Below are 18,297 nucleotides of genomic sequence, written 5' to 3'. Positions count from 1 at the left end.
TTCTGGCCATCAACCCATCATTACATTTGGTCGATCATGTCCTGGGCGAACTGGGAGCAGGAGCGCAGGGTGGCCCCTTCCATCAGACGCTCGAAGTCATAGGTGACGGTCTTGTTGGCGATAGCCGCTTCCATCCCCTTGATGATGAGATCGGCAGCTTCGACCCAGCCCATGTGGCGCAGCATCATCTCGGCAGAGAGGATCAGCGAGCCCGGGTTAACCTTGTCCTGACCGGCATATTTCGGTGCAGTGCCGTGGGTCGCCTCGAACAGAGCCACACCATCGCCGATGTTGGCACCCGGCGCGATACCGATACCGCCTACCTGAGCGGCCAGCGCGTCGGAGATGTAGTCGCCGTTGAGGTTCATACAGGCGATGACGTCATACTCGGCCGGACGCAGCAGGATCTGCTGCAAGAAAGCATCGGCGATGACATCCTTGATGACGATGGTCTTGCCGGTTTTCGGGTTCTTGAAGGAGCACCAGGGGCCGCCGTCAATCAGCTGGGCACCGTACTCGTGCTGGGCCAGAGCATAACCCCAATCCTTGAAGGCACCTTCGGTGAACTTCATGATGTTGCCCTTGTGCACCAGGGTCACGGAGCCGCGATCGTTGTCGATGGCATACTCGATGGCGGCACGCACCAGACGCTCGGTACCGGCCTTGGACATCGGCTTGATGCCGATACCGCAAGACTCGGGGAAGCGAATTTTCTTCACGCCCATCTCGTTTTGCAGGAAGGCGATTACTTTCTTGGCTTCTTCGCTATCCGCCTTCCACTCGATACCGGCGTAGATGTCTTCGGCGTTCTCGCGGAAGATCACCATGTCAGTCAGATCCGGACGTTTGACCGGGCTCGGGGTCCCTTCGTAGTAACGGACCGGGCGCAGGCAGATGTAGAGATCCAGCTCCTGACGCAGGGCCACGTTGAGGGAGCGAATACCGCCACCGACCGGAGTAGTCAGCGGGCCCTTGATGGCCACGCAATATTCACGAATGAAATCCAGGGTTTCGGCCGGCAGCCAGGCACCTTCGCCATAAACATGAGTCGATTTCTCGCCGGTATAGATCTCCATCCAGGCGATCTTGCGCTCGCCCTTGTAGGCTTTCTCGACCGCAGCATTCACCACATTCAACATGGCCGGGGTGACGTCAACACCGATGCCATCCCCTTCGATAAACGGAATGATCGGATGGTTGGGAACCTGCAGCTTGCCGTTGGCATCGACTGTGATTTTCTGACCCTGGGTCGGGATTACTACTTTGCTTTCCATCGGCATCTCCTAACTTCCGTTTGTTATCAACTTGTTTGTTGCGCGCGGCCATCTTAGCCCATTCATTTTCATAATAAAATGGCGAGCAAGCATGTCAGACCAAAGAGGTAGCCACCCGCCAGTGCGTTGTCACAACTCCTCTCCGACCCCGGCCATTTATCCCTCTTGCTCGCTGGTTACGGCCTGGGGCTGACTTAACGATCGATACTGGGAAGGGGTCAGCCCGGTCTTCAACTTGAACACCCGACAGAAATAGTTCACATCGGTAAAACCGCAGCGATTGGCCACCTCTTCCAGACGAAAGCGATACTTCTTGAGCATGAACTTGGCACGCTCCAGCCGTACCCAGCTGATGTAGTCCGCCAGCCGCATATGCCCCTGCTGGCGGAACAAGCGGGAGAGGTGGCTGGGGGAGAGATTGAAGCGGGCGGCGATGCATTCGCGGCTGATGGGGCGGTGGAAATTTTCCTGAATGTAGATGCAGATGCCGTGGAAGAGATCGGAGCCGCGAGGGCGACCGCTCTCCGACTCCACCAGCAGTTGCCGTGAATAGCTCAGCAGCGCCTGCAGCAGGTGATTGTCCATCGGCGCCCTCACCTGCTCCTGCGCCAGAGTATTAAGAGAGAGCAGGATATGATCGAGCGCTCGTCCAGCCCCGGCCTGAATACTGTGCTTTTGCACATCGAAGAAACCGGTGTCCCCCTTGTGTTTGCTCACCAGACTGAACCCTATCTGGCGCTTGCCAAACAGCAGGCTGAGCACGGAACAGTCGTTATCCCAGTCCGGCTTGTTCCAGCCGTTGGGGGGGATGTACATCGCCTCCCGCTGACCCATCTGTACCGACTGCACATCCCCCTCCGGGGACCAGATCTGGTTGAGATAGTGGCCACTGAATACCAGCTCGAGACGCGGGAAGTTGACCTGATAACTGAAGCAGGGAGGCACCCCTTTGTCAGAGGCAAACAAGACCTTCTCAAAGCCCTCCCCTTCACTTAGGAAACCGTCCAACAGTTGGGTAAAGATGATACTCATGAATGATCCTGATCAAGATGCAGAGAGCAACCGATTGCGGTGCGCTGCCCCTGCCATGCTATAGTCCGCGCCAGACTGAAATTCCCAAAAAATCGTTCTGATACAAGGAGCCATCCATGAGCTACCCACCGTTTTTTCTAATGTGCAACCCGATCCAGGATTATGTCTGGGGCAGTCGTGACTCCCTGACCAAGCTGTTTGGCATCGCCAATTCCGAGGGCAAACCACAAGCAGAACTGTGGATGGGCGCTCACCCCAATGGCTGCTCCGAAGTGACGCTGGCGTGCGAGAGCGTGAAGCTTTCCAGCCTGATTGAAGCCAACCCCGTTGCCATGTTGGGCGCAGCCACCCAGGCTCGTTTCGGCTCACTCCCCTTCCTGTTCAAGGTGCTCTGCGCCGAGCAAGCGCTCTCCATTCAGGTGCACCCGAGCAAGGCCCAGGCCGAAGCGGGCTTTGCCAAAGAAGAGGCCGCAGGCATCGATATCAAGGCGAGCAACCGCAATTACAAGGACCCGAACCACAAGCCGGAGCTGGTCTTTGCCCTCACCCGCTATCAGGCGATGAACGGCTTTCGCGCCATCCCGGCCATCCTGGCCCTGTTCGATCGCATGGCGCTGCCAGCGCTGGCCGACCTGACTACGGCACTGCGCCAGTCACAGGATGAGGCTGGCCTGCAGCACTTCTTCCACCAGTTACTGATCCTCAGCGGTGCGCGCAAGGACGAGGCGCTGGCAGGCCTGCTGGCCTATGCCGCCGCCCATCAGGATGAAGAGACCTTCGCCACCATCAGCAAGCTAGCCAACCAGTACCCGGGGGATGTGGGACTCTTCTCACCACTGCTGCTCAATGTGGTGACGCTTGAGCCAGGTCAGGCGATGTTCCTCGATGCCCAGACCCCTCACGCCTACATTCACGGCACTGGCCTCGAGATCATGGCCAACTCCGACAACGTGCTGCGTGCCGGTCTGACCCCCAAATACATGGATGTGCCGGAGCTGCTGGCCTGCACCCGCTGCGTCGCCAAACCAGATGACCAGATCCTGCTTAGCCCGCGCATGGAAGGCACGGTACAGCACTTCGACGTGCCGGTACCGGACTTCACCTTCAGCGTCTATGGTGCAGGGGAACATGCCCTGACCACCGGCAATGCCGAGATCCTGTTTGCCATCGATGGCCCCATCACCCTCATTGGCCAACATGATGAGCATCTGACCCTGACCATCGGGCAATCTGCTTTTGTGCCCGCCAGCACCGGCGATTATCGAGTGACTGCTGAAGGGCGTTTTGCCCGCGCCAGCAACCGCTGATCCTGGTGGGCCATCGGCTCACAACCGTCTGTTTCAAGGGCCCTTCAGGGCCCTTTTTCCAGCTCATCTGACCACATGGGTGCAGGTATCGCTCACAAAACCGATCATTTAACCCAACGCCAAAGAGTAACACGTTGACTTATAATGATTAATATCATTTATCCTCCAAGGTCACGCTACCCTGCGGTTATGCGAGCCAGCTCACACCCTTCCGCACACGTCATAAAAATCCAGTTAATGCCATTTTTTTCCTCTGTCCCCGGATATTAATCACGGAAATAATAGAAATCGTTAATTTACAGGCAGCAGGAAAAACATTTAAGAGCATTTATATATTTCAGATTTAACACGGCGTTGCCATTTATTTAATATATAGAAGAGGCAACTTTTCAAATCAGGCTATTGATGCCTGTTATTTCCCTGCGCTTTTATTTTTCCGCCTGTATGGCCAGATCGTTTTCACTATCCATTTTATCTGGCTGATATTTGCCCCTGTCACCCTGTATATCCAGTGATAGCCGGGGAAATACATGCAGATAGCCCTCTCGTCCGGCAGATATTCATTGGCTGAACCGGCGACTGCATTATCGGTTTTTATACGTTCAATACCCTACTTCCATTAACCTGTGGCGACAAATATGAAACTGAAACGTTCCCTACTTGCGTGTGCCGTACTGGCTGGCCTGGTTGGTATATCCGGTTGTCAAAATGACTCAGATACTGCTGGCGATAACAATAAAGAGACCAGCGTCTCCCGTTACGTCAATCCGTTTATCGGCACAGGGAATCTGGGCAACACCTATCCCGGCGCAACCACCCCGCACGGCATGGTGCAGCTTTCGCCCAACAACGGCGCCAATGGCTGGGAATATATCTCCGGCTATTACTACCACGACAATAGCCTTGCAGGCTTCGCTCACACCCACCTCTCGGGGGCCGGAGCCGGGGATCTCAACGATATTCTGGTGATGCCGATCAACTCCCGCTCCAATTTCATGCTGAACGAGGGGTCGGCCTCCCTGAATCTGGAGGCCTCCCGTTACAGCCACAAGGATGAAGAGGCAACGGCGGGCTACTACAAGGTCGACCTGAAGGATTACGGCATCAAGGCCGAGCTGACCGCCTCGGATCGGGTGGGTGTTCATCGCTACAGCTTCCCGCAAGATAAAAAATCACAAATCGTGGTCAACCTCGGCTTCAAGGTCAACTGGGACTACACCTCCGACTCCTATCTGAAATGGGACAAAACCCACAACCGGATCGAGGGCCATCGCTTCTCTGACGGCTGGGCCCCCAGTCAGAAAGAGTTCTTCGTGATGGAGTTCGACCAGCCCATCAAAAATATCCGCTTCGCCTACTTCGACAAAGAGCAGAACCGCTATCTGGATCTGCCGGAAGGCACCACCGAGATCGGCAACGAGACCCGTGGCAAATATCAGTATGCTCGTGCCTATGTGGAGTTTGATACCGCAGATAAGGGCCTGGCCGTGGAGGCCAAGGTGGCCCTCTCCAACGTCGAGATCGGCCGGGATGGCAACGCCGGCGCCTCCCTCAACATGACCGAAGTGGCCAACATGTCGTTTGACGATGTGCGTCAGGCCGCCACTAAAAAATGGGAAGAGGAGCTGGGCAAGATCCGGGTCAGCGGGGATGAGGAGTACAAACAGACCTTCTATACCGCGCTCTACCACACCTATCTGGGCCAGACCATCCACTCCGATCTGGACGGGCGCTACCGCCAGGTGCATCAGGGGCGCAATGCCTATCCGGATGGCAACACGCCGTGGGGTGAGCAGATCGACCCCCTCAAGGAGTCGGTACGCACCGCCGATGCCAACCGGGATGGCAAAGCGGACTTTACCCGTTACGACACCTTCTCCCTGTGGGACACCTACCGCGCAGTACAACCCCTCTCGTCACTGCTGGAGCCGGATCGCCTCGCCGATGTGGTGCTCTCCATGCTCTCTTACGCCGAAGAGGAGTGGATGGACGATCTGGGCAACCTGCGCAAGGGCAGATTGCCGGAGTGGACCTTCAAGGGCAACGAGACTGGCATGATGATGGGGATGCACTCCACCACCGTGATCCACGATGTGCTCTCCAAAGGCTCGCTGGACAGACGGATGATCGCACTGGGCTTTGGCGATGCAGAACGTCAGGAGATCAAGGAACGACTGGTGACCGCCATGATCACCGATGCCCGCGCATCCACCAGCCAGGGGGTCGCCTGGATCAAGGAGTACGAGCAACAAGGTTATGTGCCCGCCCAGTTGCACGACACGCCGCCGACCAATGACTGGGAATCACACTCCCCGTTCAAGGATGCCTGGACCTCCTCCTACTCGCTGGAGTACTCCATGGATGACTGGGCGATCGCCCAATCGATCAAGGCGGTGTTTGGCGAAAGTGACCCCCGCTATCAAGAGTTTGCCGATCGCTCCAAGAACTGGCAGGCGCAGTTTGACTTTGGCGGCAAGCAGTACAAGGGGTGGTTCAAGGCCCGCGACTACGACGGCAACTTCATTGATGCCGACTGGGTAGACCCGAAAACCGGCCGGGCAGTGGGCAAGGATTGGCGACCAGACATGTTTAACTGGTCATTCGCCGAGTCCAACGGCTGGCAATACGCCTTCAGCGTGCAGCATGACATCCAGGGTCTGGTCGACCTGATGACACGTTTCGATCAGACCCAGAATCCTCAGGCCAAACGGGGCGAACTGTTTGCCAAGCGGCTGGACGAGTATTGGACCACCTACCCGGATCGCAACGCCGGCGACAACCAGTTCCCGGTGTTCAACACCGGTAACGTGGGTCAGCATGTGCAGGGCAACGAGCCGGATATCCATGTTCCCTACCTCTACAACTACGTAGGGCAACCCTGGAAGGGACAAGCGGCCATCGCGGCAGCCACCAACGTCTGCTACAAGAACACCCCTGACGGCATCTGTGGCAACGATGACTTTGGCACCCTTTCTGCCTGGTTCGTGTTCCGGGCGTTGGGCTTCTTCCCGGTCAATGCCTCCTCCGGCATCTACGAGATTGGCACCCCCATGTTCGAAACCGCCTCGCTCGATGTGGGGGCTGGCAAGCAGTTCACCGTCACGGCCCAGAACGTCAGCCGCGACAACATCTACATCCAGTCCGCTCGCCTCAATGGCAGCGAGTTCAATCGCAGCTACCTCACCCATGAGGAGATCCTGAGTGGTGGCAAGCTTGAATTCGTCATGGGCGATAGCCCCAACCAGAACTGGGCCAGCCAGCCGGAAGATTTGCCGCCCGCGCAAGGTATCGGCACCTTCCTGCACGAAAGTGATATGCCTGCTGGCTCACGTTAACGATCTGTTCGGGGGGAGGGTTCCCTCCCCCACCATCAATCAATATTGGAATGCCCATGTTCAAACGTAATTTCATCGCCCTTGCCGTTATTGCTGGCCTGACGGGCGGTATTGCTGGCTGTACTGACGAAGAGCAGTCAACCGCCGTCGAGATCCCCGTTACCCCGATTGTCGACCTTTCCGTGCTCAACTACGTCAATCCCATGATCGGCACAGCGGCCTCCGGCCATACCTTTCCCGGCGCCACCCACCCGGCAGGGATGGTGCAGCTCTCGCCAGATACCTTTATTGGCTCCAACAGCGGTCATGAGTCAGGGCAAAACCCCTGGCACTCCGCCTCGGGTTACTGGGATTCATCCAATTACCTGACCGGTGACATAGTCGCGAACGATGTCCCGCTCTACGGTTTTTCCCACACCCACCTCTCCGGTACCGGGGCCACTGACCTCGGGGATATTCTGGTGCTGCCTTACTCGGACATGGCAGACACCCAGCTCAACAGCTTTGACAAAGCCAATGAAAAAGCCAGCGCCGGTTTTTACAAAACCAGGCTGAATAAGGGCGGTATTGAGGTGGAACTGACCGCCACCAAGCGGGTGGGGCTGCACAAATACACCTTTGCCAAAGGGGCCGAACGCAGCGTTAAGTTCGATCTGGGGCACACCTTGCTGAACAACAACGGTCAATCACTGAACAACAAGATCGAAGTGCTTGATGAATACACCATTCGTGGCCGCAGAACCTCAACCGGTTGGTTTCAGGGGCAAAATCACCTGGGTCAGGATATCTTTTTCTACGCCAAGTTCAACCAGCCAGTGGCCAGAGCCATGCTGGGGGAACAAGACAAGATGCCGACCCGGGAGATGCGCTACAACAGCGTTTATCAGGGCGATGATGTCACCGCCTACCTCGATTTTGGTCCGGGCGATCAAGCCATCGAGATCCGGGTCGGCATCTCCCCGGTAAACTGGCAAGGGGCACAGCAGAACCTGGAGGCTGAAGCCCCCACCTTTGATTTTGCCAAGGCGAAATCACAAGCCGAATACGCCTGGGCCGAAAAGCTGACCAAGATCCGGGCTGAAGGGGGAAGCTCGACGGAAAAAACCAACTTCTACACCGCCCTCTATCACATGATGATTGCCCCCATCGAGTTCTACGATGTGGATGGCCGATACGTTGACATGCTCGGTACTGTGCGCACCCTCAAGCCGGGTGACACGCCGAACTACTCCATCTACTCCACCTGGGATACCTTCCGTGCCGTGCACCCCATGTGGACCATCATGGATCCGCCGCAAGCCACCCTCTATGCCAAGGATCTGATCCGCAAGTCCAACGTGGAGTTCGGCCTGCTGCCCAAGTGGGAAGGCCACGGTTCGGAAACCGGCACCATGATCGGCTACCCTTCGGCCGCGATTCTCGGCGACGCGGTCACCAAAGGATTGATAGATGCAGACGAGGCGCTACAAGCCTCGGTCAAATCGGCCCACTACCGACCGGCAGATTACCCGCAGATCAACGATGACATTCTGAGCGCACTGATGGCCGGTCAGCTCAGCTATCACGAGAAAGAGCAGTGCGTCCGTTATCCCAACTGGAACTCGGTCTCCTACTCGCTGGAGTTCTCTTTCTACGACTGGACCATCGCCGAGATGGCGAAAGCCGCGGGCGACATGACCACCTATCAAGAGTTCAAGGCGCGCTCCTACAACTCGCTCAAGCATTGGGATCCCCAGGCAGGCAATGCCGATGGCAAGGGCTTCTTCGTGCCGACCGAGCTGAAAAACGGCGACCCGTGCGCCCTGAAATACGCGGCGGCCGATTTTGATCCCTACAAGTCGGATGCCTTCTACTACACCGAGGGTAACGCCTGGCAGTGGCAATGGTCCTTCATGCAGGATCTCGACAAGCTGACTGAAATCATGGGGGGTCAGCAGGGGCTCAACGACAAGCTCGACAACCTGTTCAACGCCAACCCGAATGGTGGCGATGCACATCAGGACATGACCGGCTATATCGGGCAGTACATCCACGGCAACGAGCCCTCCCACCACGTTATCTATCTCTACAACCGCACCGCCCAGCCCTGGAAAGCGCAGGAGTACCTCGACCGGGTCTACAAGGAGTTCTACAAAACCACCCCGGATGGTCTGATCGGCAATGAAGATGTCGGCCAGATGTCGGCCTGGTACATCATGAGCGCCATGGGCTTTTATCAAATCGCCCCGGGCGACCCGACCTACACCATCGGTCGTCCCATCTTTGACAAGGTCACCATCAACCTGCCCAACGGTCAGTTCAACGTGGTGGCGCAGAACAATGGTCCGGACAACCTCTATGTCAAAGAGGTCACCATCAATGGCAAACCACTCAACCAGTACAACACCTTCGCCCACAGCGAGATCCGTCCCGGTGGTGAACTGCGTTTTGTGATGACCAACCAGAAACCAACCCCGTAACGCCACCCGCGGCAAGCCACCCGGCTTGCCGCGTGTTCATATCAGGTATTCAGGAGCAACAGATGTTCAAACCCCATAAGCTGGCCATAGTGGTGGCCACCCTGCTGGGTCTTTATGGCTGCAACGCAAACGATGAGACCACCACCGACAATGAGCGCCCCGACAACTCCTTGCAGGTGCTGCAATATGTCGATCCCCTGATCGGCACCGATGGGCTGGGCAATGTCAATCCCGCCCCCGTCATGCCGGAAGGGATGATCCAGCCAGGCCCGGATAACTGGAACCCGGCCAACTGGGATGGCAAGGGCTCCCCTTCCGACTACCACCACCATCTGACCAAGCTTTCCGGCTTTAGCAGCACCCATATCTCGGGGGCCGGCAAGGGGGATCTCAATGACTTTGCCTTCTTGCCCTACACCGGCAGCAATACCGATCCGGTCACCATCAACAAGCCGAGCGAGCTGTCGGAGGTGGGCTATTACAAAGCCGATCTGGTAGAGACCGGCATCAAGGCCGAACTCACCGCCACCCAGCGGGTCGCCTTCCACCGTTACCGCTATCCGGCGGGTGAAGATCGCAAAGTCCAGCTCGATCTGCAGCACGAGCTGCTGGAGCAATACGGTAACCACTCCCGCAACATTTACTTCAAGCGGGTCAGCGATAACGCCATCGTCGGGGCCAGAACCAGCAACGAGTGGGGGCAGTGGCAGACGGTCTTTTTCTACGCCGAATTTTCCGAACCCTTCGTGGAGCAGACCCTCTATGTCGATGGCAAACTGAGCAGCGACACCGAAGTGGGGCTGGCCGATTACATCGGGTATGGCGAAACCCGGCCCCGGGTGCGGGATGTGGTGACCCAGCTCAACTTTGCCAAAGGGGAGCAGCCCATCACCATGAAGATGGCGATCTCGGGCACCGGCATTGAGGGGGCCATGGCCAACCTGCGCGCCGATGAACATGGCTACCGCTTCGATCAGGTTGTGCAGGAGAACAAGCAGGCATGGGCGAAGGTGCTCAATAAGTTCAACCTGGAGGGGGGCAGCGATGCCGACAAGACGCTCTTTTATACCTCCCTCTATCGCACCTATATCGCCCCCTTCGTCTATCAGGATGTGGATGGTCAATACCGAGGAATGGATGGCAAGGTGCATCAGGCCAAGCCGGGCTTTACCAACTACTCGGTCTACTCCATGTGGGACACCTTCCGCGCCGCCCACCCGCTGAAGACCATCATCGAAAAAGATCGCGCCATCGACTATGTGCACGATCTGCTCAACAAATATAAAACCGGCGGCATCATGCCCAAATGGGAGCTGCACTCCGACTATACCGGCGAGATGGTCGGCTATCCGGCGGTCTCCATCATCGCCGACGTCATCGTCAAATATCCGGGTGAGTTTTCGCCAGAAGAGATAAAGCTGGCGCTGCAGGCGGCCAACGTCTCCGCCAACTTTGACCTCGAGCTGACCAAAAACTGGGTGCCCTATCAGGATCCCTGGAACGGCGACAAGCGCTTCACCGTGATGACCCGTCACGGCCAGTATGCCGAGCAGCACGGCTATGTACCGGCCAACGTCAAATACAAGCCGGAAGAGGGGGGCATGGCGCAGGACAAGTACGATGAGCTGGTCAACGAGTCCGTCTCGTACGGGGTCGAGAATGCTTACTATGACTGGTGCATCGCCCAGCTGGCACGCCTGGCCGGTGACAAATCCGCCGAGAACCGCTATCTGGCCCGGGCCACCACCTGGCGCGCCTATTTTGACTACAACCCGGCGGAATATGGCAAATATGGTGCGACCGGCTTTATGCGCCCCAAAAATTTCGATGGCAGCTGGGTCAACAACTACCCCTCCTGCGCCATCGACAAAAACGGCGACCCGGTCACGCCACCACAAGGTTGCGACATCAACGACAGCAGCCGTTATGACACCTTCTGGCCCTATCGTGCCGAGCACCGGGGGCAGGACTTTACCGAAGGCAACACCTGGCAGTGGAGCTGGTTTGTTCCCCACGATATCGAGGGGCTCAAAGAGGCGATGGGGGGCGAGGAGGGCTTTCGGAAAAATCTGGATGCCCTCTTCACCGCCAACTCCAGCGCCGACACCTCGCAGGGGGATATGACCGGCTATATCGGGCAGTTCGTGATGGGGAACGAGCCGGATCACCATGTTCCGTATCTTTATAACTGGACCAAGGAGCCGTGGAAAACCCAGGAGTATGTGGATCAGGCGGTGCGCAGCTTCTTCCACCCGACCACCACCGGCCTGATTGGCAATGAGGACGTGGGGCAAATGTCCGCCTGGTACATCATGAGCGCCCTCGGCTTCTATCAGGTCACGCCGGGGCTCCCGGTCTACACCATAGGTCGGCCACTGTTTGACAAGGTGACGATGGATATTGATGGCGGGAAATTCACCGTGATCGCCGAAAACAATGGCCCCAAAAATATCTATGTGGAATCCGTCACCATCAATGGCAAACCCTTGGGGGAAAACCTGACCTTCAACCACAGCGATATTCGGGCAGGCGGTGAGTTGAAATTTATCATGACGGCGCAAAAACCAACCCGCTCAGATAATAAATAACCATCATTTATTACCAATATATGCCCAGGCCCAAAGCTTCCTTTGGGCCTCTTTTTTGCTGGGCTCACAAAAACACTCAAAAAATATAACGTTCTGTATCACATGATACGCGGATCACAAACAGACAGCCTTGTCACAAAAGTCTAGTGAATGACACTTTTTTACTCTGTCGATGAAACAGGGGGCATGGGAATAATAGCGGTAGCCGGGATTAACAGCGCTGAGCCTTTATATTGCGCAGGTACCACACCGGCATCAGAAAAATAGATCATGACTGCTCACCCCCTACCCGATGGAGCCGTTCCATATGTTCAAGAAAAGTATTCTGGCCATTACCCTGACCACCACGCTCACCATGTTATCTGGCTGTGATGCTGATGACAGCACCACCAATAATGACGATCAAAAGCCAACGCCAACCAATGTGTTGCAATACGTGAATCCATTCGTTGGCACTGGTTTTAATGGGCACACCTTTCCCGGCCCCGTAGTACCGGAAGGGATGGTGCAACTGTCGCCGGATACCGAACTGATAGGGTGGCACTCCTCCTCTGGCTATCACTTCGATAAAGATACCCTGTTCGGCTTTTCTCATACCCACCTCTCCGGCACCGGCATGGGGGGGCTCGGGGATATTCTGTTCCTGCCCTTTACCGAAGATAAGTCCAAATACATCGAGCAGAGCGATGATTACCGCAAAGCCATCTCGGTCAAAATGGACAAAAAGTCCGAGCAAGCCGAGCCTGGTTATTATGCGGTCCGCATCGCCGACAATGGCATCAAGGCAGAGTTGACCGCCTCCGAGCGGGTGGGCTTTCACCGCTACACCTATCCGCAGGGGCAACCACAACGGCTGAAGATCGACTTGAACTCGATCCTCAACAGCGATTGGGGCTCGAGTTCGCTTCGCAACAAACTCACCGTCAGTGAAGATGGCTACACCATCACCGGCGAACGGGATGCCGCCCATTTCTCCGGCTGGGCGAAAAACCAGAAGATCTTCTTCTATGCGACCTTCGACAAGAAGATCAAAGGGGTCTACATCCTCGCCGGAGGTATACCGGTAGAGGGGTTGAGCGCCGAGCACAAAGCAAAATCCAAAGCCGATGTCACCGCCTACGTCGAGTTTGAAGAGGGGGATTCTGCCCAGCTGAACGCCAAAGTCGCCCTCTCGGCAGTTGATGCCAGCGGCGCCCGGAACAACTACCAGGCTGAAGGCAATGTGTCGTTTGACGAAGCCCGCACCAACGCCCGCGAGAAGTGGGCTAATGCCCTCAATTTCACCATCGAGGGGGGCAGCAAGGAGCAAAACGAGATCTTCTACACCGCCCTCTATCACACCAAGATCGCCCCCATCGTCCATCAGGATGTGGATGGCAGCTTCCGCGGCATGGGCAAAGGGGCGCAGGCCAAGGGGGAAGGCAGCTACTCAATCTATTACGGTCAGGCGAGCGAAGAGCAGCCCAACTTCTCGGTCTACTCACTGTGGGACACCCAGCGGGCGCTGCACCCGCTCAAGACCATCACCGAACCCACCCGCGCTGTGCAATATGCCAAGAACCTGATCCAGAAGTATCAGGAGAGCGGCCTGCTGCCCAAGTGGGAGCATCTGGGGGATGAGACCGGCACCATGGTGGGCTATCCAGCGGTGGTGGTGATTGCCGACGCCATCACCAAATACCCCGATGCCTTCACCGCGCAGGAGAAAAATCTGGCGCTCAGGGCCGCCATCGACTCCTCCAGCTATGACAACTACCCTGCGCTGGCCACCGAGTGGGACAAGGATGTGCTGGACAAGACCCTGACCAACCACATCGACTACATCGAGAAGAACGGCTTTGCCCCGGCGGTGCAGCGGATCGATGGTCAGCCTGTCTTCCCTGACTACACCCTCGAATCGGTCTCCTACGGTCTGGAAAACGCCTTCTACGACTGGGCCATCGCCCGGATCGCCAAGGCGGCCGGCAACCCGGCGGCAGAGGCGCGCTATCTGGCCCGTTCGAACGGCTACCAGCGCTACTTCGATCACAATACGGCCGAATATGCCCAGTACGGGGTGACCGGTTTCATGCGTCCGGTGATGATCGATGGCTCCTTCATGACCCCGTTTGATCCCTATGGCACCGAACATGAGACCGGCAACTATACCGAGGGCAACGCCTGGCAGTGGACCTGGTTTGTCCCTCATGACATCAAGGGGCTAAAAACCGCGATGGGCGGGGAAAAGGCCTTCAAGCAGAATCTGGATGCAACCTTCGCCGCCGAGAGTCAGGGCTCGGAGACCGCTGACATGACCGGGATGCTGGGGCAGGTGGCCTTCGGCAATGAGCCTTCCCACCATATCCCCTATCTCTATAACTGGACCTCGGAGCCGTGGAAAACCCAGGAGAAGGTCGATTACATACTCCATACCATGTACACCAACACCCCGGCAGGCATCATAGGTAACGAGGATGTGGGCGCCATGTCTGCCTGGTATGTGATGTCATCACTCGGCTTCTATCAGGTGAATGCGGCAGATCCCGTCTACACCATCGGCCGTCCGCTGTTTGCCAAAGCGACCATCCCGGTCAAGGGAGGAACCTTCACCATCAGCGCCGATAACAACAGTGAGAAGAACCGCTATGTCCAGTCGGTCACCATCAATGGCAAACCGCTCAAGGATGGTCTCTTCTTCGAGCACAAAGAGTTTGTACCCGGTGGCAACCTCCACTTCGTGATGAGCGATACTCCGCCACAAAAGTAACGAGCCATAGCATTGCAGTGACATTCAGCACGTAACCCGCAAATGTCACTTTGTGATACCCGACGGCCCACGCCAGATGGATTGATAAAATCCAATCAGCGCCGGGCCGTTTTATTTTCCAGTTAGGAACGGAAACCTGTTTTTTCTGAAAACTACCTTAAATAGGGCAATAAACCGCAAAAAATGGCCTTAAACCTCGTTGCAAGGGTTTTTCTGCCATACCTTGACCGCTGTCACATCCCGCCATCAATTAAACAAAAACAGCTATTGAGTCACCACTCAACACTTTGCGAGCTGGATCACACCGGCAGAACCATGCAACAAAAATCCAGTTATTGCTACATTCATCGCCTGTCCAACCCTGCCTGTGAGGGCAATAATGAGCCCAATTCGCAACGCATGACTTAGCCCTGACGGGAAAGGAGAGTGAGATGTTACCCACCATGACCAACGGCAGACTCATCTGCCTGGAGTTGAAGGCCACCAGCAAGGAGGCCCTGTTCGACGAGATGGCACAGATGCTGGCGCGCGATGGCGCTGTGTCTGATCAACAGCAGTTCGTCAAAGATGTCTGGGCCCGCGAGCAGCTGGACTGCACCGGCTTCGAGCAAGGTGTCGCCCTGCCCCATGCCAAGAGCAAGGCCGTCAGCCGCCCTGCCATTGCCATCGGTGTCAGCCGCCAAGGTATCGAGTACGGCGCCGAAGATGGCAAGCCGACCCAGCTGATCTTCATGATCGCCTCCCCGGATGGCGGCGCCAACCACCACATCGAAGTGCTGGCCGAGCTCTCTACCCGTCTGCTGGAACCCGGTTTTATCGAGCAGATGAAAGCGGCCACTACCGTTGAGCAAGCACTGACCCTGCTCAAGCAAGGCCCGAAAATGGAAAAACCCGCCCCTGCCGCCAAACCGGCAGCCACTGCCCCGGCAGCCCCCGAAGAGCGCACCTTCAAGGATCGCCTCAATACCATGAAGCAGCATCTGCTGTTTGGTACCTCCCACATGATCCCCTTCATCGTGGCGGGCGGTGTCCTGCTGTCCCTGTCGGTGATGCTGAGCGGCAAGGGCGCCGTGCCGGAAGCGGGCTTCCTCAAAGACATGGCTACCATGGGTATCGCCGGTCTGACCCTGTTTACCGCTGTGCTGGGTGGCTACATCGCCTACTCACTGGCTGACAAACCGGGCCTGGCCCCGGGCATGATCGGCTCCTGGATTGCCGTTCAGCACTATCAAACCGGTTTCCTCGGCGCCATTCTGGTGGGCTTTATCGCCGGTTTCGTGGTCAATCAGCTCAAGCGGATCAAGCTGCCTGACTCCATGACCTCCCTCGGCTCCATCTTCATCTATCCGCTGATCGGTACCTTCCTGGTGTGCGGCATCGTGATGTGGGGGATCGGTGCCCCGATCGCCGCCATGATGGAAGGGATGAACCACTGGCTCTCCAGCATGGCGGGCTCCGGTAAAGTGATGTTGGGTGCCATTCTGGGTGGTATGACCGCCTTCGATATGGGCGGCCCGGTCAACAAGGTTGCTACCCTGTTTGCCCAGACTCAGGTCAACACCCAGCCCTGGCTGATGGGTGGTGTCGGTATCGCCATCTGTGTACCGCCACTGGGTATGGCACTGGCCACCTTCATGTCTCCGAAGCGTTACAAGAAAGAAGAGCGTGAATCCGGCAAAGCGGCCGCCATCATGGGCATGATCGGTATCAGTGAAGGTGCCATCCCGTTCGCCGCTGCTGACCCCGTGCGTGTTATCCCGGCCATCGTCGCAGGCGGTATCGTCGGCAACATCACCGGCTTCATGATGCACAGTATCAACCACGCCCCCTGGGGTGGCTGGATTGTCCTGCCGGTAGTAGAAGGCAAGATGGGTTACATCCTGGGTACCGTCCTCGGCGCCCTGACCACCGCCGTTATCGTCAACCTGCTGAAGAAGCCGGTGAGCGAAGAAGATGACGTGACCACCACCCAAACCAGCTTCGAGATCATTGAAGCGGAAGGTGAAGCTGACGTGCTGGCCATCACTGCCTGCCCGTCCGGTGTTGCCCACACCTTCCTGGCCGCCAAGAGCCTGCAGAAGGCCGCAGCCAAGCAGGGGATCAAGATCAAGGTCGAGACCCAGGGCGCCAACGGCATCATCAACCGCATCACCGCCAAGGATGTCGCCAACGCTCGCTACGTTATCTTCGCCCACGATGTGGCCATCAAATACCGCGAACGCTTCACCGATATCGAAGTCATCGATGTGAAGACCAAAGAGGCGATTCACAATCCGGAAGGTTTGCTGGCCCGCACCCTGGGCAACAAGGCCAACGCCGCCTGATAGCAGTCAGACTCCACCGATCACAAGGGGCCCATCACGGGCCCCTTTTCATTGCCTGCCGAGCAACCGCACATCATCCCACTGACCAAGCCACTGATTTAAAACATATTAACCAGTCACGTCACGGATCTTGGCGAGCCGTCACAGAACGGCGACGTGTAAAAAAACAGCAATTGAAGCGCTGGTCAGATCTCATGTCAAATGGCTCCGCCTACTAAACTGGAGCATCACAAAAATGATAAAAATCAATAAATTGGTTCTGGCAGTTACCCTCACCCTCACTGCCACCCCCTTGCTGGCGGCCCACTGGGAGTGCGGCCAGCACGTGCGCTTCGGCCTCCCCTCCGAATCGGATCAGAAGCTCTGCCGTGAAGGGTATGCGGTCGGCTACAACTACGACTACAAGGTGGCGGACTGGGTCTCCTACCGGATGACCGCCCAGAGCGCACAGGGCACAGTGCCACGCAAGGATGCCTTCGCCGAGGACAAGGAGATCCCGGTCGCCTATCGTGCCACCCTCTCCGACTACAAGGGCTCGGGCTACGACCGTGGCCATCAGGCCCCGGCGGGGGACATGAAATCGAACAAGAACACCATGAAAGAGAGCTTCCTGCTGAGCAACATGACGCCGCAGATCGGGGTGCTCAACCAGAAAGCGTGGCGCGTGCAGGAGGACAAGGTGAACAAGTGGGCAGTCTCCCGCAAGGATGTGCAGGTGATCACCGGCCCAATCTTTACCGGCTCTGAAGAGTCCATCGGTCAGGGTGTGGCGATCCCGAGTGCCTACTACAAGATCGTGATGGACCCGGCCAAACTGCAGGCCATCGCCTTTATCATGCCGCAGCAAGAGGTGCCCATCAGCCAGATCGCCGACTACCGGGTCTCGGTGCGTCAGGTGGAAGAGCAGACCCAGCTCAACTTCTTCAGCGATATGCCCGAAGAGCAACAAGAGACGCTGGAAGCCCGCGTCTCCCCGATGTGGAACTGAGCGCGAACACTCACCAACAGATGGATTGACACCCCATCTGTCTTGAATCGCGATATAGGGAGGGGCCAGCGCCCCTCGCAGCAGGGGGAATCACGCTCCCCCTGCCCTTTTCAGATGGCTGCTGACCCGTTGCAACCACTGGTTGTGGCATCACCCGACGACCCGCCCAGACTCACAGTTTGCCGCGCCGTTAGCTGCTATATTGCCCCCTCTTTGGCACTAACAGACTGAATTGACGCACATT

The 18,297-nt window shown here is 57.0% G+C and carries 9 protein-coding genes; 7 read left to right on the top strand and 2 right to left on the bottom strand.

Annotated features, from left to right (window positions below):
• Positions 1–20: 20 nt before the first annotated feature.
• Together icd and CK911_RS03915 are read right to left on the bottom strand one after the other, a co-directional pair.
• Positions 21–1,274 (bottom strand): NADP-dependent isocitrate dehydrogenase, encoded by a 1,254-nt coding sequence (gene icd / locus CK911_RS03920; RefSeq protein WP_098969057.1) that lies wholly within the window; start codon positions 1,272–1,274, stop codon positions 21–23.
• 156 nt (positions 1,275–1,430) lie between these two features.
• Positions 1,431–2,306, bottom strand: coding sequence for an AraC family transcriptional regulator (locus CK911_RS03915; RefSeq protein WP_042021366.1), 876 nt, complete (start codon positions 2,304–2,306; stop codon positions 1,431–1,433).
• A 116-nt stretch (positions 2,307–2,422) separates the two neighbouring features.
• On the opposite strand from CK911_RS03915, the gene manA reads away from it, so the two are divergent.
• From manA to CK911_RS03880, 7 genes are all read left to right on the top strand, one after another.
• Positions 2,423–3,613 (top strand): mannose-6-phosphate isomerase, class I, encoded by a 1,191-nt coding sequence (manA, locus tag CK911_RS03910; protein WP_098969056.1) that lies wholly within the window; start codon positions 2,423–2,425, stop codon positions 3,611–3,613.
• A gap of 638 nt (positions 3,614–4,251) precedes the next feature.
• Positions 4,252–6,948 (top strand): GH92 family glycosyl hydrolase, encoded by a 2,697-nt coding sequence (locus tag CK911_RS03905; protein ID WP_098969055.1) that lies wholly within the window; start codon positions 4,252–4,254, stop codon positions 6,946–6,948.
• Positions 6,949–7,004: 56 nt separating this feature from the next.
• Positions 7,005–9,407: a GH92 family glycosyl hydrolase gene (locus tag CK911_RS03900; RefSeq protein ID WP_098972437.1), complete on the top strand. Its 2,403-nt coding sequence runs from the start codon at positions 7,005–7,007 to the stop codon at positions 9,405–9,407.
• 62 nt (positions 9,408–9,469) lie between these two features.
• Positions 9,470–11,995, top strand: coding sequence for a GH92 family glycosyl hydrolase (locus CK911_RS03895; protein ID WP_098969054.1), 2,526 nt, complete (start codon positions 9,470–9,472; stop codon positions 11,993–11,995).
• A gap of 307 nt (positions 11,996–12,302) precedes the next feature.
• On the top strand, positions 12,303–14,741 hold the full coding sequence (locus tag CK911_RS03890) for a GH92 family glycosyl hydrolase (protein ID WP_098969053.1): 2,439 nt from the start codon (positions 12,303–12,305) through the stop codon (positions 14,739–14,741).
• Between the two features lie 431 nt (positions 14,742–15,172).
• Positions 15,173–17,065 carry a PTS fructose transporter subunit EIIC gene (locus tag CK911_RS03885; RefSeq protein WP_098969052.1) on the top strand — a complete coding sequence of 631 codons (1,893 nt, stop codon included), beginning with the start codon at positions 15,173–15,175 and terminating at the stop codon, positions 17,063–17,065.
• Positions 17,066–17,300: 235 nt separating this feature from the next.
• Complete coding sequence (locus CK911_RS03880; protein WP_098969051.1) at positions 17,301–18,053, top strand: DNA/RNA non-specific endonuclease; 753 nt, start codon at positions 17,301–17,303, stop codon at positions 18,051–18,053.
• Positions 18,054–18,297: the final 244 nt, after the last annotated feature.

This window comes from Aeromonas sp. CU5 (assembly GCF_002586745.1).
Taxonomy (GTDB): domain Bacteria; phylum Pseudomonadota; class Gammaproteobacteria; order Enterobacterales; family Aeromonadaceae; genus Aeromonas; species Aeromonas sobria.
The sequence above is the reverse complement of the archived record's forward strand: the minus strand, read 5'-3'. Positions and strand labels throughout refer to the sequence as shown.